At 38.6% G+C, this 19,528-nt stretch carries 25 protein-coding genes; 6 read left to right on the forward strand and 19 right to left on the reverse strand.

Annotated elements, in window-relative coordinates; all coding sequences use genetic code 11:
- Positions 1–77 precede the first annotated feature (77 nt).
- Complete coding sequence (locus ACQKFO_RS05135) at positions 78–1,130, forward strand: serine hydrolase domain-containing protein (RefSeq protein ID WP_427597236.1); 1,053 nt, start codon at positions 78–80, stop codon at positions 1,128–1,130.
- A gap of 217 nt (positions 1,131–1,347) precedes the next feature.
- Here the strand turns inward: ACQKFO_RS05135 and ACQKFO_RS05140 are convergent, their stop codons facing one another.
- Both ACQKFO_RS05140 and ACQKFO_RS05145 read right to left on the reverse strand, forming a co-directional pair.
- The gene (locus ACQKFO_RS05140) at positions 1,348–1,686 is read right to left on the reverse strand and encodes a DUF4181 domain-containing protein (RefSeq protein WP_427597238.1); all 339 of its coding nucleotides are present in this window, start codon (positions 1,684–1,686) and stop codon (positions 1,348–1,350) included.
- A gap of 302 nt (positions 1,687–1,988) precedes the next feature.
- Positions 1,989–2,288, reverse strand: coding sequence for a hypothetical protein (locus ACQKFO_RS05145; protein ID WP_427597239.1), 300 nt, complete (start codon positions 2,286–2,288; stop codon positions 1,989–1,991).
- A gap of 328 nt (positions 2,289–2,616) precedes the next feature.
- On the opposite strand from ACQKFO_RS05145, the gene ACQKFO_RS05150 reads away from it, so the two are divergent.
- Positions 2,617–3,105, forward strand: a complete 489-nt coding sequence (locus tag ACQKFO_RS05150) for a sigma-70 family RNA polymerase sigma factor (RefSeq protein WP_427597241.1) — start codon at positions 2,617–2,619, stop codon at positions 3,103–3,105.
- A gap of 72 nt (positions 3,106–3,177) precedes the next feature.
- Here ACQKFO_RS05150 and ACQKFO_RS05155 read toward each other — a convergent pair whose 3' ends face one another.
- The 6 genes from ACQKFO_RS05155 to ACQKFO_RS05180 all read right to left on the reverse strand — a co-directional run bounded on the left by ACQKFO_RS05155 (position 3,178) and on the right by ACQKFO_RS05180 (position 6,888).
- A complete protein-coding gene (locus ACQKFO_RS05155; RefSeq protein WP_427597242.1) occupies positions 3,178–3,633 on the reverse strand; it encodes a GNAT family N-acetyltransferase in 456 nt (151 codons plus the stop codon).
- A 243-nt stretch (positions 3,634–3,876) separates the two neighbouring features.
- Complete coding sequence (locus ACQKFO_RS05160) at positions 3,877–4,620, reverse strand: ABC transporter permease (protein WP_427597244.1); 744 nt, start codon at positions 4,618–4,620, stop codon at positions 3,877–3,879.
- 15 nt (positions 4,621–4,635) lie between these two features.
- Entirely contained in the window at positions 4,636–5,547 is a 912-nt protein-coding gene (locus ACQKFO_RS05165) for an ABC transporter ATP-binding protein (RefSeq protein WP_427597245.1), read from the reverse strand.
- Between the two features lie 186 nt (positions 5,548–5,733).
- Entirely contained in the window at positions 5,734–6,078 is a 345-nt protein-coding gene (locus ACQKFO_RS05170; protein WP_427597247.1) for a DoxX family protein, read from the reverse strand.
- 162 nt (positions 6,079–6,240) lie between these two features.
- A complete protein-coding gene (locus tag ACQKFO_RS05175; protein WP_427597798.1) occupies positions 6,241–6,702 on the reverse strand; it encodes a pentapeptide repeat-containing protein in 462 nt (153 codons plus the stop codon).
- Positions 6,703–6,714: 12 nt separating this feature from the next.
- Complete coding sequence (locus tag ACQKFO_RS05180) at positions 6,715–6,888, reverse strand: hypothetical protein (RefSeq protein WP_427597248.1); 174 nt, start codon at positions 6,886–6,888, stop codon at positions 6,715–6,717.
- A gap of 187 nt (positions 6,889–7,075) precedes the next feature.
- Between ACQKFO_RS05180 and ACQKFO_RS05185 the strand changes: the two genes are divergently transcribed.
- Complete coding sequence (locus tag ACQKFO_RS05185; protein ID WP_427597249.1) at positions 7,076–7,582, forward strand: GNAT family N-acetyltransferase; 507 nt, start codon at positions 7,076–7,078, stop codon at positions 7,580–7,582.
- An 84-nt stretch (positions 7,583–7,666) separates the two neighbouring features.
- Here the strand turns inward: ACQKFO_RS05185 and ACQKFO_RS05190 are convergent, their stop codons facing one another.
- The 4 genes from ACQKFO_RS05190 to ACQKFO_RS05205 form a co-directional block, all read right to left on the reverse strand.
- On the reverse strand, positions 7,667–8,122 hold the full coding sequence (locus ACQKFO_RS05190) for an NUDIX hydrolase (RefSeq protein WP_427597251.1): 456 nt from the start codon (positions 8,120–8,122) through the stop codon (positions 7,667–7,669).
- A gap of 70 nt (positions 8,123–8,192) precedes the next feature.
- On the reverse strand, positions 8,193–8,597 hold the full coding sequence (locus ACQKFO_RS05195) for a hypothetical protein (RefSeq protein WP_427597252.1): 405 nt from the start codon (positions 8,595–8,597) through the stop codon (positions 8,193–8,195).
- Between the two features lie 60 nt (positions 8,598–8,657).
- Positions 8,658–9,014, reverse strand: coding sequence for a VOC family protein (locus tag ACQKFO_RS05200; RefSeq protein ID WP_427597253.1), 357 nt, complete (start codon positions 9,012–9,014; stop codon positions 8,658–8,660).
- Positions 9,015–9,830: 816 nt separating this feature from the next.
- Positions 9,831–10,925, reverse strand: a complete 1,095-nt coding sequence (locus ACQKFO_RS05205; RefSeq protein WP_427597254.1) for a citrate synthase/methylcitrate synthase — start codon at positions 10,923–10,925, stop codon at positions 9,831–9,833.
- A 106-nt stretch (positions 10,926–11,031) separates the two neighbouring features.
- Here ACQKFO_RS05205 and ACQKFO_RS05210 point away from each other — a divergent pair, with 106 nt between their 5' ends.
- Positions 11,032–11,910, forward strand: coding sequence for a LysR family transcriptional regulator (locus ACQKFO_RS05210; protein WP_427597256.1), 879 nt, complete (start codon positions 11,032–11,034; stop codon positions 11,908–11,910).
- Positions 11,911–11,975: 65 nt separating this feature from the next.
- Here the strand turns inward: ACQKFO_RS05210 and ACQKFO_RS05215 are convergent, their stop codons facing one another.
- Both ACQKFO_RS05215 and ACQKFO_RS05220 read right to left on the reverse strand, forming a co-directional pair.
- Entirely contained in the window at positions 11,976–12,692 is a 717-nt protein-coding gene (locus ACQKFO_RS05215; protein WP_427597257.1) for a class I SAM-dependent methyltransferase, read from the reverse strand.
- 369 nt (positions 12,693–13,061) lie between these two features.
- Positions 13,062–13,637 carry a GNAT family N-acetyltransferase gene (locus ACQKFO_RS05220; protein ID WP_427597258.1) on the reverse strand — a complete coding sequence of 192 codons (576 nt, stop codon included), beginning with the start codon at positions 13,635–13,637 and terminating at the stop codon, positions 13,062–13,064.
- A 228-nt stretch (positions 13,638–13,865) separates the two neighbouring features.
- Between ACQKFO_RS05220 and ACQKFO_RS05225 the strand changes: the two genes are divergently transcribed.
- Positions 13,866–14,423, forward strand: a complete 558-nt coding sequence (locus ACQKFO_RS05225; protein WP_427597259.1) for an MEDS domain-containing protein — start codon at positions 13,866–13,868, stop codon at positions 14,421–14,423.
- A 232-nt stretch (positions 14,424–14,655) separates the two neighbouring features.
- A complete protein-coding gene (locus ACQKFO_RS05230; protein WP_427597260.1) occupies positions 14,656–15,093 on the forward strand; it encodes a hypothetical protein in 438 nt (145 codons plus the stop codon).
- Positions 15,094–15,187: 94 nt separating this feature from the next.
- Here the strand turns inward: ACQKFO_RS05230 and ACQKFO_RS05235 are convergent, their stop codons facing one another.
- From ACQKFO_RS05235 to ACQKFO_RS05255, 5 genes are all read right to left on the reverse strand, one after another.
- A complete protein-coding gene (locus ACQKFO_RS05235) occupies positions 15,188–15,562 on the reverse strand; it encodes a nucleotide excision repair endonuclease (RefSeq protein ID WP_427597261.1) in 375 nt (124 codons plus the stop codon).
- A gap of 106 nt (positions 15,563–15,668) precedes the next feature.
- A complete protein-coding gene (locus ACQKFO_RS05240) occupies positions 15,669–15,980 on the reverse strand; it encodes an iron-sulfur cluster biosynthesis family protein (RefSeq protein WP_427597262.1) in 312 nt (103 codons plus the stop codon).
- Between the two features lie 12 nt (positions 15,981–15,992).
- Positions 15,993–16,880, reverse strand: coding sequence for a diacylglycerol/lipid kinase family protein (locus ACQKFO_RS05245; protein WP_427597263.1), 888 nt, complete (start codon positions 16,878–16,880; stop codon positions 15,993–15,995).
- Positions 16,881–16,941: 61 nt separating this feature from the next.
- A complete protein-coding gene (locus ACQKFO_RS05250; protein WP_427597264.1) occupies positions 16,942–17,787 on the reverse strand; it encodes an aminoglycoside adenylyltransferase domain-containing protein in 846 nt (281 codons plus the stop codon).
- A 242-nt stretch (positions 17,788–18,029) separates the two neighbouring features.
- Complete coding sequence (locus ACQKFO_RS05255; protein ID WP_427597265.1) at positions 18,030–19,394, reverse strand: hypothetical protein; 1,365 nt, start codon at positions 19,392–19,394, stop codon at positions 18,030–18,032.
- Positions 19,395–19,528 lie beyond the last annotated feature (134 nt).

Below are 19,528 nucleotides of genomic sequence, written 5' to 3' on the forward strand. Positions count from 1 at the left end.
CTCGGTTTCCAGACTGAGTACTTTAAGATGAACCATTGATACACTTAGTTTAATTACAACTCGAAAGGATGATTATTGTGATAGATCGACTATTGGTTGAGAATACAGTCCGTTCATTTCGTGATAGATATCAGCTTCCTGGCATCTCAGTTTGTTTTACAGATTCTTCTGGAGAGGACTATCCAACGGCAGCCGGGGCTCGTCATATTGCAACAGATGCAAATTTAGACCCGTATGATCATCTAAGGGTCGGGAGTATTACGAAGATTTTCATGAGCACACTTATTTTAAAAATGAAGGATGAAGGCATTGTGTCACTTGAACAAACCGTGGATTCCATCTTACCCGGTATCTTGAAAGATGGGCCTCATATAACCGTCCGTCAATTACTTCAACATAGAAGTGGCTTGAAGGACTATATATGGATGGACGTTGCAGGAACAAAATGTATTCAGCACGCAGTATCCAGCCTTCATGATGAATTCCTGCCAAAGAGCCTCATAAGACTTGTTGCCACCCATGATCTTGAATTTGAACCGGGTACTGAATTTAACTACTCGAATACAGGTTATATCCTGCTTGGAATGATAGCAGAAAAAATCACGGGAGAGTCGATAGAATACCTAACCGAACAATGGATCATCCAACCGCTTCAATTGGAAAGGACATACTTTCCTAGTACGAATGATCTGAGAAAACCATTTGCGCCAGGTTATTCTAGGGCTACTTCTGACCTGACGGATCTTTCAGATGAAATTTCAGAGATTACGAATCTCAACGTATCGATTATTTGGACTGCAGGGGCTCTTATTTCCAACCCTTTCGATATTCAAACGTTTATGAAATCCCTCTTTAACGGTCAGCTATTATCTAAGGAATCTATGACTGAAATGATGTGTTTCCTGGAAGCTGATGATCCGAAGCAGTCCTATGGTTTGGGACTCCAACAATATACCTTTGATAATGGTAGAAAAGCCATTGGTCATCAGGGAGGGATTCATGGGTACGAATCTGTGACACTTTATTATCCTGACTGTGAAATGTCTCTGACCGTTATCGTGAATCAAATGCCAGTCGGGGTTGTGGCGATGGCAGATCAGTTGTTTCGAGAAATTACTAAGGGGATTTGAATGAAGAAAAAACGCTCAGTCAGAGCGTTTTTTCTTCATTCAAATGACTAATTAATCTTATCGTCTTTTCACAGCTTTCTGCCCCAATAAGTGTGACCTGCTCCCCATTATTAAACCACCAACGGTACTAAACAAGGTTCCAACAACGATCCGCTGAATGTACAAGAAACACCCAGCGTAAATTAAATAATCCCCCTATAAAATAAATTCTCCTCTTCTATATTGAAAGCTGTTCAAGAATTGCCATGAAGATTACCATGGTGATGGCAGATGCAATAGTAGAAATCGTTAGTACATATTCTTTTGTTTTGCGGTAAAACAACCATTCCATGAAAGCTCTGAATACGTGATGAACAATGAAGAAGCACAGAAAATACCATTCGGGGCTAATGATATTTTCATACTTGTATAGTATTATGATAACTCCGGCGACCATGAGCACTAATAGTATTCTCTCCCCCCATTGATGTAACGGGTGTCTTAATTCATTCATATCCTCTTTGTAAATATGAAATGATTTTCTTAATTTTTTTTCAATCATAGCGTTAAAGACCATTAAGATTAATGCAAACGCTGAGGTAAGATACCAATGTAGAATGATTGTCCCCCCCTATAAGCTTCTTTCTATTTTAACATAAATTACCTAATAAGCTAGTTAATCCAATGCTCGTGCCCCTTTTAAAACATTTAATTTAGCAATTTGATTCCAATATAAATCATATTTTTTGGTAAACATGATAATAGTATGAATAACTTAAAATATGGAAAGCTAAATAACTTTGCACTTATTCAAACAAAGGAGTATGGAATTATTATAAATAAAAATATTCTATATAAGATGGCTAAGTCATTGATGACTTAGCCTTTCTTTTCCTTTATTTGTTCCCTTATACTTTCTAGTTCTTCAAGAGTCAACTTACTCAAAGACTTTTTGATTTCATCCTCAACCTGCTTTTTGTTTTTCTCCCGGTACTGATCCCACCATTGCCTAAGATCTTTAGTATTCGTCAGGAGATATTCAAGATCAATCTCTTCTATTTCATCATCCGATAAATAATTCAGAACAGCCGCTAACATTCGTTCGAGCATCTCGGTTTTTTCTTTTTCCTGTACCCGTTCATCTTTTTGTTCAGTTGAGGATTCAACTTTCCTTGGCATGTTAGTCCCTCCTTCGCATCACTTGGTACTTTTAGTATTGCCTAATGATGAGATTTGGTAAACGAATCTACCATAATATGTCCTTAAAGAAATATACCTTGAATAATGGAGACAAAATTGATTCGTATTTCTATATATATTTTAATACGAGGATAATTTAATTGAACAATGCGTTTTTAATGAGAAAAAGAGAGATACCACGCCATTAAATTATTTTGTGTTTACTTCAGGTTTACGGACACTTACTCCTTTTGTCCCTCTCCCTATTTCTTTGTATGGTTAAGCTACCCGGGAATACAAAGAGAGGCGCGCCAATCAGAAGGAATCTGTGTTGGAGAAATTTGAAGAGCTTTATAAGCAATATGATTTAATGATTCATAAAGTGATTCATTCTTTACACATATACAAAAATAAGCATGAATATTATCAGACTGGTCTCATTGCACTCTGGGAAGCACATGAAAATTTCGATCCAGAGAAAGGGGCTTTCCCTGCATATGCTTATTCATTTGTACGTGGCAGAATACTATCTCAATTAACAAGTGAAAATCGGAATGAAGAGAGAAGTATTTTCAAAGAAGCGGAATTTTTTGAGATCATGGAGGATGAAAGAGTGAATGATGGGTTGGCACAGGAGTTACTGTACAGTTACTGTGAGGGTTTAACTAAAAATCAGAAAAAATGGGTACTTTATACATGTGTACACATGCTGACGGTAAGTGAGATTGCAGAGGTTGAGAATGTTTCGATTTCCGCAGTGAAAAAGTGGCGTAAGGGAGCGAAAGAAAGAATTAGGGAAATGTTGGACATAAACTGATAGTTGATTGGTTTTCAAGCCCAGGATACCAAAAGGCCAATGATCAAAACTTGGCCTTTTCTGTATTATTTCTTATAACTTCAAATTTTTTACAACAGCCATTTCCCTGCCGAATCTATCCCCCTGGTCGATAAATCCCAGACTGGAATATAAATGGTGAGCCCCTTTATTTTCAGGATGGTACCCCACTACAATTTTATCGGCATCAAGGGTTTCAATCATCCCTTCAATCATCAAGGCAGTTGCAGTTTTTCCAATACCCTTACCTTGATAGTTTTTATCCACCATGATCCGGTATACCCAGAAAGCGTCGAGTTCTTCTGGCACGGTATTGTACATTAAAAAGCCGACCACTTTGTTCTCAGAATAGATGGCGAATGGCTTTAGTGAAGTTTCAAATTTTGATTGGGCTATCGATACCGCATTTGACTCGATGAATGCCTTTTGGTCATCGGAAATCTCCAGCTGACAGCAATAGTACCAATTTTCTTTATTTACTTCTACTATTTTCACATTGTTTGAATTCATTTTTTCCCCTTTCGATATACAGGAAACTATGTTATTTGTACGCAGCACTTTCCGTAACTTGAAATCATTCATTCAGCATTAAGTAATACTGAATGTTGTCTCAAAAACAAATAAATATAGAATCTAATTTTCAGACAATTGAATTATACCACTATTTTCTTATAGAACCTCCTTTTTCCGATAAAACTATTGTCATTTGTTTATTAAAAAAAGCTCCCCGTATCGGAAGCCATTTCATACACGTCAATTCTTTGATAAACGAAGGAACCGCGGATAAGCAGCGAACGATATGAAACCACCCACTATTCCAGCGATAAGCAAAATGCAGATATTAAACAAAACATCTCCTATTTTGCCCTTTGCAAGGATTACTTCTTTGTAACCTTCGATAGCCCAATATTGAGGCAATGCCTTGCTGATGGTTTGCATGAAATCCGGCATTAGTTCTACCGGAAGCCATAAACCTCCAAGCATGGCACCTCCCAGGGCGATGATCTGAGTCATAGCAATCCCCATGTTTTCCGTTTTCACCAATACGGCGAGAGCCATCCCCCATCCTGTTACAATAAATGCTAGTGATAATGTTAACATGACCAATGCGAATGGATCTCCCAATGGCAGATCATAAACAACCACACCGAACCCAAATAATACTGCAACTTGGATCAACACAATCAATAAAAATGGGATCCACTTTCCAATAAAGTAGTCTCTGATTGGTAATGGTGTACTGGCGATACGGGACACCATCCCTTTATCCCTATCCTTAACAAAGGCAATCACCATGGAAATCATGATATAAAAGGCAAACATAATTGTGTATCCGGGAATGATTTGTGTGACTACTTCCTTATAACTAGTATTTTCATCCCCTGAAAAAATGGATACAAAAGCGATAATAAAGACGATTGGCAAGATAAACGTCCAAAACCATAACCCTTTATCCTGAATATTTTTCTTTAATTCCGTTCGTGCAATAGCCCACATGCTTATCCTTCCTTTCTATGAATCTCGCAGTTGTGTTCCAGTCAAGTTGAAGAAAATATCTTCAAGTCTTGGATGATATAATTCCAGTCTGCGTGGTTCAATGTTATGATTACGAAACTCAGCAATCAGACCTTGGAGCGTTTCTAAAGGGTCCTCGCTATCTAATAAAAATCCGTTTCCCTTTGTTTCCACACGACCATGTCTCGATAGCATATTATTATCTAACCGGTCTCCAGAAATAAATAGTGAAGGCTTATTATATTTATGATGTAATTCAGCCATTGTCCCGCATTCTACCAGCTTTCCTTTGTCAATTAGACCGATGCTGTCACATAGCTGTTCCACTTCTTCCATATAATGACTTGAATAGATGATAGTGCTACCATTTTCTTTTAATTGATTGATGATGGAGAAAATGGAGTTTCTAGACTGCGGATCAATGCCGACAGTGGGTTCATCCATGATGACAATCGCCGGATTATGCAGCAGGGCACATCCAATATTCAGTCTCCTTTTCATCCCTCCTGAAAAGGTAAAAACCTTGTCTTTCCCCCGGTCCTTCAAGCCGATTTGCTCTAATATCTCTTCAGATCGTTCTTGAAGGATCTTTCCTTTCAATCCATAAAGACTGCCAAAATAAATGAGATTATCTTTTGCCGTAAGGGTTTCTTCCAAACAAATATCTTGAGGTATGTATCCTATCATCTGCTTTACTTTCAATCGTTCCTTACATACTGAATGATCATTGACCATGATATCCCCTTCAAAACTTTGTAGGACACCAGATAAAATTTTCATTATAGTCGATTTCCCTGCCCCATTTGGTCCTACCAGCCCAAAGCAACTTCCTCTTTGGATATTGAATTGAATTCCGTCAAGTGCCTGTATGGAATCATATCGCTTACTCACGTTAACAACTTCAATCATCGAAAACACTCCTTTCATCGATAACCTTCTGACTACGTTGTGTATACTAAATATACGATTAACACTGGAAAAAGTTTCAATTCACCATTTTGTTCCCTAAACTGACTTTCTCTTTCAATCATAAAAAATCCGATTAAATATAATCGGATTGGATCTCATGAGAAGGTCATGAAGGAAAACACCTCTTTATCGAGATAAATATAGTAAAGTAAATGCGAGGATTCCCAGAAAGACAATCATGAACATTTCTTTAAATCCATCTTTCACACGAATATGTGCAAGCATCCCCCCGATAGCCGTTACACCAAGGATGAATGAGCCAGGAACAATGAACGTTTCCTGCCAGTATCCAATCACTAAGAGCGCAGCCCCTGTTAATTCAACCAATCCAGTGACAACCCGAAACCATTGAGGTAATCGTAAATGATCAAATACACCGCGATGCATGTTAGATCCGGTTAATTTACCTACTGCTGCCATTAAGAACATCGCTGCTAATAATCCTTGTAAAACCCATATGAAGATGGTCATGTTGTTTCCCCCTTCGAATTAAATGCAATGGGCATTGATACATGAATATGCTGGCTTGAATCATTTCATACATAGATTTTAATGGGGTGAAAAATGGAACTTTACCTGACTGTGGCATAAAAAAGCGTGTAGAGTTAACAACCTCTACACGTCTTTGATTTTTTACTCATTCACTTTCAATCCCAATAAGCTTGCAAACCCAATCGCCTGCTCTCGTGAAACCTCACATCCATACAGATTTTCCAGGGATACATTTATTCGGGTAAATGTACACGAACTAATATTGATTCCTTTAAGATTAGTCTGGGTGAAATCAATCTCATTAAGATCGCACTGATCAAAGTTTACTTTCACGAGCTTGCAGTCTGAGAAGTTGGCATTTTGTAAGGAGGTTTGGTTGAATTTCACCTGCTTTAATCGTGAGTCAACAAAGTCACTCATATTTGCCAATGACTCTATGAAACTGACATTGCCCAAATTCGCCTCGGAAAAATCCACTCCCATTAATTTGCATTCTCTAAACGTGACCCTATGAATGATGCCTTCGGTGAAGTTCGCATTCGAAAGGTCACAGTTTTCAAATACAACATCGGTCATATCGACTCTGGGAAATGATGAACCTATAAAAGTGACATTTTAAAAAACGATTTTTGATAAAACGAGCTGATCGATTTCTTCGTGATCCAGCCTTGCATTTTCTATCGTACAATTCGATAGGAATGGATCTTCTTCATAATAAACATCCTGAAAATTTGCTGACTCTAATCGAGTCGGGATTTTTGGGGCTTCTATTTTGAACTTTAATGTCATGACTGCACCTCTACTATGTTCTTTTTGTATATTGAAACTATAGCATGTACAAATATGAATAGTAGTCTTGGATTTTTTTCGGCTGTGTGTCTCGCAAATGATTTTAGTGGTTAATCGAATGGCTGGTATACCTAATTTATTTTTCGGGTTAAAATAAGATATAAGGACAAGAAGTGAGGTGTGCCACTTGAAGGTACTAGAAACGGATCGACTCACCCTGAGATGGGTCGAGGCTGCTGACGCAGAATTCATTATGAGATTATTAAATGAACCTGGCTGGCTGCAGTACATAGGTGACAAGGGTATTCGAACAATCGATGATGCTAAGGGCTATATCATGAAAGGTCCAAGGGCAATGTATGAGCGGGAAGGATTCGGTTTGTTCTTAACAGAACGAAAGGAAGATCGTGTCCCGATTGGATTATGTGGATTGATTAAGCGGGACGGACTTGAAGATGTAGATATTGGCTTTGCTTTTCTCGCTTCCTATCAATCTCAAGGATATGCTTTTGAAGCAGCACAAGCTACGGTGGAACTTGCAATGAATATAGGAATAAACCGTATTGTTGCGATTACGACGAAGGACAATGAACCCTCTGCTAAACTGCTTGAAAAACTTGATATGCAATTAGAAGGTGATGTGACATTGCCGAATGATACAGAAGAATTAATAAAGTACGGGCTGAACTTCTAGATGTGGAACGCGTTATTCATATTGAAAAGAGCTGATTTTTGGATTTTCTCAGCTCTTTTTTCACTTACATGTATCTGTAATTATCTATATAAATTTTTTCAACTCTCTCAATACATAGTTCTCCCGTTTAATCCAGCGATTATTTTCAAACTGACCCATCAGTTTTTCATTCTCCTCAATCGCTTTATTTAGTGTAACCCATTTTGGTTTCATATCCAGTTCCGATTCATATTTTTCTAATTGTTGTGGTATTCTTTCTCCGTCTGTTAATTCACAATGGAAATAGTGGGAAGTCATTTCAAATATGGCCTCTTCTTCAAACTCATCCAAATGCCTTTGAATCACAATTCCAAGGGGCTCGTTAACAACACAGTTTATAAAGCCTGTTTCTTCAGCCACCTCCCTTATCAGGGCACCTTGCAAGGTTTCTCCTTCTTCAACCCCGCCCCCAGGGAATTTATAATCTCCCCTGTTTGAATGCAGGAGGAGAATCCTATGCTCTTGAATGATGACTGCTTTTACGGAGGTTCTAAATTTCATTTTGTATTCCGTTATCTCGCTTTTGGGTTTTCCTAATACGGTTTCAAACAAAAGTGACGCTCCAATCCTTTTATTTAATAATAGCGATTCCAACAACTTGATCTGAAAAGATAATCATTTCATCCATCTCGATAATAGAATCGCGGGCTGAAATTGATTTGAATCGAACGTTTTTAATATGTATCGGGCCAGTTACATTTGTTGCCATCATATCAGGTGAAAGTTCCTGGAGTTCTTCCCCGAATCGATCGAGGCCATATTCAAGGAATGTCTTCATCTTTTCACCACCATCAAAAAAATTCATTTCCCCCTCAATCATGGCAGTTTGCGTAAGGATTTGAATCATACCTTGTTTGTTTGAAATCACTTCTTCGTGAATCAACCCTTCATCAAACTGTTGTTTTTGATCAGCCAGGTGAGTGATAATCGCTTTCTTGTAATCCATCGCTTTATTAATGTTTTCTAACTTTAGCATGTCTCTTCCCCTTTTAATAGTAGATTCATTATACTTGCCATATGAAAATTTCCTCCTCTATTATTTCTTTTCTATCAACCCAATTCCCACTCCGGTAGGATCCACCAAATATGCAAGGAAGAAATCATCAAATTCCATCTTATCCCTGACCACCATCGCCCCGTTTTCTTTCGCTGAAGAAATGGTCATGTCAATGGAGTGTACTTCAATTTGGATGCGTGTACCGTGTGGATGATCATGAGGTCCTTTGCTTATACCCCCATTCATTTCATCACCTTGTCCGGTTGAGACTGCCCAGTAGTCCCATTGAGGTTCAGCCACTTCCCATCCGAATACGCTTGAGTAAAATGATGCTGCTTTTTCCGGCTCCTGACAGCTTAATTCAAAGCCAATCACTTTCCCATCTGAATTTTTCACGTTCGTTACCTCCCTATTCCTTCATTCATGAAAATTGAGCACTCTTATATATTTGCCCTTGTACAAATACGTATTATTTTAAATTCGACAAAATTTCCCAATATCCTCCATTAAAAGGAACATTCCCAAATGTAAGGTCAATTGTCGAGTGAACGGCGATCATAACAAAATAAGAACCTGGGTTGCGTAGAATAACGGGTTTATTTTAGAGGTGCAAAAATTGTAAAACACATAGGAAAACGCACTTGAATTCACAATATCATTCACAGTGCGTTTTTATTGTTTCAGCAGCATTTTGAGGAATTTTGATTGCTTATTGTTTCCTAATTCACATAGTAAATCACAGGGTAGGAAATAATTATTGGAGGATATGTGAATTGGGTGTTATTTAGTAAGAAAATTGAGCAACCAGTGAAATGTAAAATAAGCGGATATTTCCCCGTTATTCTGTGGAATAGAGCTCTATTCGGGGTAAATAAGGGGAGGTTTTTCTCTTATGCAAAGCAAAATTAACGATTCTCACGTTTATTGAGTCAATAGGGGAAATCTTTCCGTCTATTTAAGCTATTTTCAGTGCTATTTCCTCATTAAGAGTAAATTCTCCGCTAATTTATCAGACTCGCATCCCTTTGGCGATATTTAGTGAAAAAGAGAAAAGTCACAAAAGGCCAAGAGATATTTGTATCTCTAAGCCTTTTTTGACTTTGAATTATGCTGTGAAGTTTATGTGATTTGCTAATAGATCTGGTCTGCGAGTTACTGTTTTGCACCTCACAAGTAAACCCGATATGTGTAGATCAAGCAGGTTTTATCTCACTAGCAATTTCGTTTTCCTATATATTTGGATTGAGGTCTGTATATGGTATTGTTTGCAGCCTGCTCCATCACATGTGCAGTCCATCCAACGATGCGACTGGCCGTAAATGTCGGTGTAAAGAGATCCGATGGCAGATTAATCGATTTCATGATGGCAGCTGCATAAAATTCTACATTTGTGTATAGGGATCTCCCCGGCTTAATTTCAGCTAAAAGTTCAATCGCCTTCTTCTCCACATAAAGTGCTAGATCCAGAGATTGATTATCCCCCTTATTTTCTAACAGGGTATTCCTTAAAGCGACGGCCCTTGGGTCATGAGTCTTATACACACGATGTCCAAACCCCATCAGCTTCTCTCCTTTCAGCAATTTTCTTCTGATGACACTTTCGGCTTTTTCAGCCGTACCTATTTCGTTCAGTAAATCAATGACCCCGGATGGTGCTCCTCCGTGAAGCGGTCCTTTCATCGTTCCGATGGCTGAAGTGATGGCGGAAACCAGATCGGATTCCGTTGAGGCTGTTACTCTTGCTGAAAAAGCAGAAGCATTCATTCCATGCTCAAGGGTCAGGACCATATACGTTTCCAATGCACCAGCAACTGCCTTGGACGGGTTGTTTCCGGATAGCATATAGAGATAATTCTCCACATGGTTCAGCCGGGGATCCGGTTCAATGAAAGGTTTTTTCATATTCATATTAAAACGGTAGGCGATGATGGTCGGAATAACGGCCGTCAATCTCATTGCCTGTTCAATAGTTGGCTTCCAACCGTATTCTGATCCTCCCAGAGAAGAGATGACGGTTCTTAATACACTCATCATGTCCATTTCCACTGGTAGAGTATGAAGAATCTCCTTCATTGTTGGCGTTAAGAATCGAAGCTTGCTCAGTTTGTATTTTATGTCCACTGCATCCGCCATTGTAGGAAGATGCCCATACCATAATAAGAAAGCGACTTCTTCAAATGAAAGATCCTTAAGTTCCCCGATTTCATATCCCCTATAGATGAGGACGCCCTCCTGTCCATCGATATGACTGATCGTGGTTTGTGCTGCTATAATTCCTTTTAATCCATCACTAAATATTCTTTTCATCCCCTTTTCCTTCATTACAATTATTGTATAATGGATTTATAATTAAGAAAATTAAATATATTTAATCCAATTGATTATATTTATTAATAAAGATAGGGGGAAGAAAGTGGATTTGAATGTGGTGAAAACGTTTATTATAGCAGCTGAATTCAATCATTTCAGGAAAGCGGCCGAGCGATTATATATTTCACAGCCGACCGTTACGGTACACATTAAACAACTCGAAAAAGAACTGGGAGTTATCCTATTTGAGAGAGTGGGGAAGAAACTAAAACTGACAGAAGCAGGAAGGTCCTATTTACAGCATGCTAAGAGATTAATTGAGATCTATGAGGAAGGAATCTCTGACCTTCATTCCGTTAGTCAGGGATACACGACAACACTTAAAATGGCTATATCCCCCTTGATTGCTGATAATGTGCTACCTTTTGTTTTAAAACAATTTTTACAAACTCATCCCAGGGTCGAGATATCTGTTGAAATTATTGAATCTGCTGAGATAGAGAAGGCTGTTTTAGAGGAAAGAGTCGATATTGGACTTTCCTGCCTCCCTTGCTTTAGTCCTGAACTTGAACATACTCTATTGTTTTCCGATAAAGTCATTTTGGTGGCTCCTCATGATGGACGGGATTTTGAATCAGCCCCACCTTTGGAAGAAGAGGAGTTGTTAGCATCCAATTATTTATTGACCCACAATCACCCTGCTTATTGGGATGATCTTCGTTATACAATTAAGCAATTCTATCCGAAAACGAAGATGATGAGGGTTTCACAAACACATATTACGACACGATTCATCGCAGAAGGCCTTGGCATTTCCTATCTTCCATCGTCTACAGTTAGGAGAGAGCTGCTGGAAGGAAGACTATTGGAGGTTGAAACAAAAGCTTTTCCCTTGCCGGAAGCAAAAACCTTCGCCATTACAAAATATCAACATAAAGTACAAAAGGAATTTTTACGTTTCTTGTCTCGATTCAGGGTGTGAAAAAGGGATGACATGATCAGTAAATACCAATCATGTCATCCCTCTTTTAGTTAATTTTAGCAGGTCTATTCTTTTGATTCCCTCTTTTGGAAAAGGCCAGTCAATAAGTCTGAAGCGCCAAATAGGTTTTCAGAATCAACTTTATCGATCATCTTTCTAATTTCTACAGGTTTTAATGAACGGAATACATTCTTTAATCTTTCCTTTGTATAACCTAGTCCACCCATAAGTGACCCTGTCCTATATACTTCCCAATCCGATATATCAGAGCCCCCCAACTTTCCACCCTGAAGAAAACAAGTAATACCGAAATATCCCTCATTCTTTAATGATTTGTCAATAATATCTATGTAACTCATTCTTCGATGAGGTGCTATATGATGAAAACAACCGGAATCGTAAATGAAATCATATTTCCCCTGTTCACTAGTGAAGTCGAAAATATTCTGGTGCGAAAAGTTGATTGTAAGATTCCTATCATCTGCGCGTTCCTTTGCCCAATCGAGGGACGTTTTTGATAAATCAACTGCGTCTACATCAAAGCCCTGTTCCGCTAAATAAATCGAGTTCCTGCCGGGCCCACAACCGAGTTCCAGTACTTTTCCAGCCGAAATCCTTCCCGTTTCCACGTATGATACTAAATTTTCGTCAGGTGCATTCACAAATATTGGTACTGATTTGTCACGATCAGAAAAAAATTCATCCCAAAAGTGAGCAGGTTCCCTTAAAAATGAATCCAGCATCTCCAGTAAATCTTCATAGTTATGAATGTTTTCTTGCATGTGGTTCCCCCCCTTTTTAAGCTAATTATATTTTACTTTATTACAACAAAAGAAAGGTTACCACGATTTTACAAATGTGTATTTTTGTATGAATCGAGATGATTAAAGCGAAGATTATCATGCACCCAGAAGTGATTGTGTTGATTCAGAAGATTCTAAAAACCACTTTTAATAGGGAGATATACAGAAGTATTCAAGCCCAATTCTGCTTAATTTAAGCTCATCAGCGTGGGTGGTGCCAGTAGATGATAAAGATTAAACATTACATTTGTTACAGAAATGTTTCAGCAAAAGGAATATTACGGAAGATGATTTTGATTTCTTTTTTTAACTCTTGTAATTTAAATTCATTTATCTCTCTCAAACTTATTATCCTAAATACTTCTCCATCCTGATATCAGACCACATTGAATCATTCCAATAGGTAAAGTCAGCAATTCTTGCGATCTCTTGATATCCCAACTGTTGATAAAGCTTATATGCGCGGGTATTAAACTCAAATACACCTAATTCAATTCTTGAAAGACCTTGCTTTTTTACCTCTTTTTCTAAATGTTGAATAGCCTTGAAACCTATTCCCTTACCACGTCCATTCTCTTCACCTATTGTAATTCCTATCCAAGCAGTTCCGGGTGCTCTTTTGTGAAGATGGTTAGGGTCTACCATGTAATTCATTTCTCCGACAAGCTTGTCATCACTAAAAATAAGATAAAAATGCTGAGTGTCTAAGCGGTTTTTGAACTCTTCTATAGTTATCTGCAACTGTTGTTCCAGTTCCATCTTGTTTTTATTAGGGCGAATGAATGGAACTAATTGTGGATTGTTTTCCCAACGATTCAAGGCATTTACAATTATAGGATTTGGTTCGATTACCTTAGTAAAATGAATAGTCATTATTTTCCCTTTCCATTCTAATTTTTTTAACAACTGATTTAATAGTACCATTTATAATACGGCTCATGCCAATAACCTCAATAATAATCAATTGTATTGTTTGAAAATTTGAAATAATCATTTGGATATATTCAGAAATTTCAAACTTCTAAACAAACAAGTAACAAAATGTGTATGGAATGACAAATAGTTGTGTTATGATTTATATAATCAAATTTCTAAAGGCTCAAGCATTTAAGCCTTAGAAGTTCTGGTTCCCAACGGATGAGAGGTGAGGTAATGGAAGCGTTAAATGAAGTGAAATTAGTAACGTTACACAAAGGCCATGTCTTTTATCAATTTAAGTCAGAAGAAACCTACCTTAGTAACCTTATGCTATTTATTCGCTCTGGATTAGAGAATAACCAGCATATCCTGGTTATTGAAAGCATGAGAAATATCGCCAAGGTCAGAAATAGAATGAAAAGGTTATTGAATGAGGAGCAACAATCTTCCATTTATTTAGTTGATAACTTTGACTACTACTTTTTAAATGGTGACTTTAATACTGAAAATATACTTAAGCATTTCCAGAAAGACATTTCCGTCATAAAGAAGCAGAACCCTTCCATCAGAACCTGGGCACATATCGAGTGGACATCCAGTGAACCAGATGCAACCATTCTCAACGAATTTGAATCCACTGCTGATGATTACGTATTACAGGAAGGCCTGTTATCTGTCTGTGCATATTCTAAAAACAGTCTATCACCTGCTTTGAATGAAACTCTTGAGAAAGTCCATAACTATGTGATGACAGATGATGAGCTTAGTATATCAATGGTGTACGGGAAATAAAAAATATCATGTTTAAGGAGATTCGTTTTTTACGAGTCTTCTTATTTATTGTGAAAGGATATATGAGTATAAAATCCGCACGGGCACATACTTGTCTCAATTACTCCTTTTCCCTGACCGTCATCCTTTGATAGGTTAATTATCTCTCAGTTAACTACCTGTTCTATTGAAGCCCAACCTCCAATATGTATAACTATGAACATATATAGGCATATTCCAAGGAGGTGCTTCTGTGAACGGAACCATCAATCCCATCAAGCTGAACGAAGTCATTAAGTATGAAGATCTATATCACGAAGCTTTTAAGGGGTCACCTTTAAAAGCAGGACGTGTGGAATTAATCATGTACTGGATAAAGCCTGGGAAGTCATTTATTACGTATGACATCCTTGATCGAGATAAGAAGTTTGTGAATATAGAAGATGCTCCTTCCCCGCCTTCGATTCCTCGGGAAGAGATTGGTTTTCGGACGATTTTTGAATTAAATCAGTCAGTGGATATTGAGATTGCCGGAGTGAAGAGACCTTCTGTCATAGTAACAATCAACATCGCTTGGTCGGATGATGGATGTGTAGTATCTTATGGAGTGACGGATCGGACTAATACGACATATTATGGTGTTCGAGAAGAGTTGTTGGTTAAGTGGAATCCAGAATTTGTGATTAGGTAAAAGCATGAAAGACGTATATTACATGATGAATTACATTTTATTTTTAATCCAAAAGGAACCAGAGTCTATTTAGTGACTCTGGTTCCTTTTTATATTATTTATAGAAAACTTTGTCTACGTTATATTTCGATTGGAGTTTGTTAATGATATAAGTTTCGTAAATCTCACGATCCATCGCATCCTCTACAATGCTAACATCGATTCGGTAGATTTCGCCTCTGTGGTTACGTAGTGGTGATGCGGTATCTTCAAGATGTTTCTTGACTCTTTGTCTTAGTTTACGTGCTTTCCCAACGAAGAGAAGTTCGTCGTTGATGTTGTAAAACAAAATGATGCCACCCTTGTCTCTAGGGATTTCGTGAAGGTCGATGAACCCTTGGATACTTTTGATCTTCGGTTCTTCTGAGTCTCTTGTCTGTCTGCGTTCCGTTATGGAAATATCCGCTTGTGGGATTTCAATTTTTATCATGAATGTCACGTCCTTTGTTTGCTCTAAGAAGTAATGGTAACACATTAAGTATAGAATTACTATACAACGTGGCACTTACCAATAAAAAAGAAAGTCCCTCACCCTCTTACACGTACCTGAGTCCAATTCGATTATTAAACGTCTGATTTTTATTTTTAAACACAAAGAAATTATTTTTATAATCAATCGTGACTTCGTGTCCATAGGTATCTTCGAAGTCGTCATCAACAATAAAATATAAATCGTCGGATTGGATTATTTTCTCTGTTGAATCAGGTTCTCTATTTTCTACTAGCTTTATTTCATAGAGATTGTTCACTATATCGCAGCTTCCGCGGTCAAGTGATAGCTGAATGATTTTCCCAGCAGGAATTTCGTTTAGTTTTTCTTTTGCCGATTTGGTGATTACTAATTTCATTGTAGGTCCCTCCTATTCTGTAAGTGGAACAAGTATGTCAAGATGCTGCTTTAGGTTTTCTATTGTGATTGGCAGCTTGTCCCCTTCGTCCCCATCAACATTGGCAATCATCTTATAGGACGATGACGCTTCCAGTTCTGTGACTTTCATATAATGGACATGTTCACTTTCTGCCAGTTCTCCTGAAAGGATCTTTGGAAGGAGCAATAGAAAATGAGGAAGGGCTATGTCTTTAATGATAAAGACATGGAGCTTCCCGTCATTTACTTTGGCTTCGGGTGCAATGGTTTCCATGCCTCCCACAGAGTTTGTCAGGGCAACAAGCATGAGAAGCGCGTCCCCTTCCCAGTCATGGTCGGAATGGACCTTAAGCTCGAACGGCTGCTTCTCCTTCATTTTCTTCATTCCCTCGATTATATATGCAAGTGGACCAAGCTTGGACTTCTGTTCGACAGGTGTTGAGAAGGAGGCTTCTGCCAACGCACCTACTGCGACGATATTGATGAAGTATCGGTCATTGATTTTTCCTACATCTGTCTTCTGCACATGATTATGCTTAAATATGTCGATGGCCTCTTCAGGTTTCATAGGAATATTTAAAGCTCGTGCGAAATCGTTTACTGTTCCGAGCGGGATCAGACCAAATAGAGGACGGTGATCCTGCTCAGCTATTCCGTTAATCGCTTCATTGATTGTTCCGTCCCCTCCCATGGCTGCGACGAAATCAAATTTTCGCTCACATGCTTCCCTGGCGAAATCCATGGCATCTCCTTCCCCTTCTGTAATGCGCAATTCCGTTTTATACCCCATTTTAGTCATGGTCTCAAGAGCATGTTCACTATAGTCCTGACCTTTTTCCTTCCCAGAAGAGGGGTTAACGATTAGCATGGCTTGTTTCACAGCGTCATCCTCCTTTAAATATGTATACAATATCTTTACCCTGATTTAGAGAATTGGAACCTTATGTATGATTTAAATTGGTAGGAAAGAACAGATCATTACAATATGAAATTATATACTTTGCAAACTCCAGGGTATGTTTAATACGTTCTTCTTCTGAGTTAAAGAGACTCACTCTCAAACCGTCACGAATATTCATGGCCTCACTTATAATCTTGTGCCATTCATCCTGAAGATGTTGAAGTCCATATTCTCCTGCTTCTTGCTTGGAGGTAATTCCAGATTCTCTTAATGTATAGTATTGACGAAGTAAACCAAGGACGGACCATTCTATCTCATTATCAATGATTTCAGTCGGATAATTCATAACGTCCTCAATTGAATTTTCTAGCCCACTGACCCTTCCCATCCAATACGAATTCATGTTGGAATGAACATATGAGCTTAATTGGTGTAAAGAAATGGTTACATCAAAAGAAGCCGTGTCCGAACCCATAACGCTGATCCCCATATGCTTAAACAAATACCAAGTGATTGGGTTGAAATTAAAATATTCGCCAAATTTTAATTCACCACTATTGTAATAAGCATTTTCTTGATATTCGTTTGTGTTATTCGTGCTAAGTTTTCCTATCTCCTCTTGAGTGATGTAAACTCCATCCATTTCTGGCTTAGGGTATGTCAACGCTAATTCTTTATGTATAAGAAATAAACTCTCAGCATCTTCAGATGTCATTCGGCGGCGGGTAACTGCGATAAAGTCAATATCACTGGAATTATTCACATACGCATCCAACGAGATGGAACCGTGTAAATACACGCCTTTCATCGTATTTGGCAAGTATTTGTTAAATAAAATCAGGTAGTCATTTAATACTGCTTGGACAACACTTGGTAATCTGGCCATTGAATATCCCCCTTTAAAATACTAAATATACGATGTCCTCATTATTATCCATCTCTAATTTATGCTTATAGTATCAATGGTATTGATAGATCATCACTCAGTAAATATATTAACATTTAATTCCATAAATGTGTGAGGTTAATGAAGAATTGGAAAATAGCATTGAGGTAATAGGAAGAGTATAAAAAACGCTGACCACCACATGTTCGGTCAGCGCCTTCCAGATAGTTAAAATTACTACTTTAGTTCAGCTTTAACATTGTTAATCCTGCACTATTAGTTGGAGTATTATCCACGTTGCCAATGAGGTTATCTGTCGTATGCCCAATATTTCTAAGTTCTACTTTTCCTCCTGCTGGTATAGTGACAATCGCTTCTCCATTAACTTGAAAAATGGAATCCAGGGTCACAGGAGCACTTGTGAAGATGCCTAGTTGGTTACCATACCTACTGGATGTAACTATTGAACCATTCACGAATAATGCGTATGCTCCCCCTCTACTAAATCCTGTTTTACCACTAGTAAATACAACGTTATAGTTTATTTTGTAGTCTCCTTCATTTACTACGATTATCGAGGTTCCCAAGTGAATAAAGTCCCCAGCAGAACTAATGCCAGTATGGTTAAAAGAAACAGGTTGGTCAGGTATTATAAGATCTCCACCAATTCTATACACATTACAGTACTTACTATTGCATGTACATTCCCCTCGAGGCCCTGTTACACCCTGTATTCCACGCTCTCCAGGAGGGCCCGATTCACCTTGAGGTCCTTGTTCGCCTTGAGGTCCTTGTTCGCCTCGAGGGCCTTGTTCCCCTTGAGGTCCTTGTTCGCCTCGAGGGCCTTGTTCGCCTTGAAGTCCTTGTTCGCCTTGAAGTCCTTGTTCGCCTCGAGGGCCTTGTTCCCCTTGAGGTCCTTGTTCGCCTTGAAGTCCTTGTTCGCCTTGAAGTCCTTGTTCGCCTTGAAGTCCTTGTTCGCCTTGAGGTCCTTGTTCGCCTCGAGGTCCTTGTTCCCCTTGAGGTCCTTGTTCGCCTCGAGGTCCTTGTTCGCCTTGAAGTCCTTGTTCGCCTTGAAGCCCTTGTTCGCCTTGAAGTCCTTGTTCGCCTTGAAGCCCTTGTTCGCCTCGAGGTCCTTGTTCGCCTTGAAGCCCTTGTTCCCCTTGTGGCCCTTGTTCGCCTTGAAGTCCTTGTTCGCCTTGAAGTCCTTGTTCGCCTTGAGGGCCTTGTTCGCCTCGAGGTCCTTGTTCGCCTTGAGGTCCTTGTTCGCCTCGAGGTCCTTGTTCGCCTTGAGGTCCTTGTTCGCCTTGAAGTCCTTGTTCGCCTTGAAGCCCTTGTTCGCCTTGAGGTCCTTGTTCGCCTTGAAGTCCTTGTTCGCCTTGTTCGCCTTGAAGCCCTTGTTCGCCTCGAGGGCCTTGTTCGCCTTGAAGTCCTTGTTCGCCTTGAGGGCCTTTTTCGCCTTGAGGCACTTGTTCGTCTTGAATTACTTGGACATCTTGGGGTGCTAACTCTTCTTGATATAATCGCTTTTCTCGTTTTTTGCTTTTCTCGCTTTTTTTCTTACACACTTTATCCTTGTCTCTCTTATCATGACCTCTTTTAGATCCCAATTTACTCACCTACTTTTCATATATCAATATTTTAATCCTCTTAATCAAATGATGAATAACTAAACAGAATTACTATAGTTTATGAAAGATATGAATAGTACGTGTAGACAAACATCCTGTGGTTTTATAAATAA

Origin of the sequence: Rossellomorea sp. NPDC071047, from assembly GCF_050270195.1 — a bacterium.
GTDB lineage: Bacteria > Bacillota > Bacilli > Bacillales > Bacillaceae_B > Rossellomorea.

Bases quoted from the DNA above. Each gene is read 5' to 3' on its own strand.
- ACQKFO_RS05140 (WP_427597238.1), bottom strand. From the start codon at position 1,686: ATGGTCTTTAACGCTATGATTGAAAAAAAATTAAGAAAATCATTTCAT.
- ACQKFO_RS05145 (WP_427597239.1), bottom strand. From the start codon at position 2,288: ATGCCAAGGAAAGTTGAATCCTCAACTGAACAAAAAGATGAACGGGTA.
- ACQKFO_RS05155 (WP_427597242.1), bottom strand. From the start codon at position 3,633: ATGAATTCAAACAATGTGAAAATAGTAGAAGTAAATAAAGAAAATTGG.
- ACQKFO_RS05160 (WP_427597244.1), bottom strand. From the start codon at position 4,620: ATGTGGGCTATTGCACGAACGGAATTAAAGAAAAATATTCAGGATAAA.
- ACQKFO_RS05165 (WP_427597245.1), bottom strand. From the start codon at position 5,547: ATGATTGAAGTTGTTAACGTGAGTAAGCGATATGATTCCATACAGGCA.
- ACQKFO_RS05170 (WP_427597247.1), bottom strand. From the start codon at position 6,078: ATGACCATCTTCATATGGGTTTTACAAGGATTATTAGCAGCGATGTTC.
- ACQKFO_RS05180 (WP_427597248.1), bottom strand. From the start codon at position 6,888: ATGACATTAAAGTTCAAAATAGAAGCCCCAAAAATCCCGACTCGATTA.
- ACQKFO_RS05190 (WP_427597251.1), bottom strand. From the start codon at position 8,122: ATGAAATTTAGAACCTCCGTAAAAGCAGTCATCATTCAAGAGCATAGG.
- ACQKFO_RS05195 (WP_427597252.1), bottom strand. From the start codon at position 8,597: ATGCTAAAGTTAGAAAACATTAATAAAGCGATGGATTACAAGAAAGCG.
- ACQKFO_RS05205 (WP_427597254.1), bottom strand. From the start codon at position 10,925: ATGAAAAGAATATTTAGTGATGGATTAAAAGGAATTATAGCAGCACAA.
- ACQKFO_RS05215 (WP_427597257.1), bottom strand. From the start codon at position 12,692: ATGCAAGAAAACATTCATAACTATGAAGATTTACTGGAGATGCTGGAT.
- ACQKFO_RS05220 (WP_427597258.1), bottom strand. From the start codon at position 13,637: ATGGTACTATTAAATCAGTTGTTAAAAAAATTAGAATGGAAAGGGAAA.
- ACQKFO_RS05225 (WP_427597259.1), top strand. From the start codon at position 13,866: ATGGAAGCGTTAAATGAAGTGAAATTAGTAACGTTACACAAAGGCCAT.
- ACQKFO_RS05235 (WP_427597261.1), bottom strand. From the start codon at position 15,562: ATGATAAAAATTGAAATCCCACAAGCGGATATTTCCATAACGGAACGC.
- ACQKFO_RS05240 (WP_427597262.1), bottom strand. From the start codon at position 15,980: ATGAAATTAGTAATCACCAAATCGGCAAAAGAAAAACTAAACGAAATT.
- ACQKFO_RS05250 (WP_427597264.1), bottom strand. From the start codon at position 17,787: ATGGCCAGATTACCAAGTGTTGTCCAAGCAGTATTAAATGACTACCTG.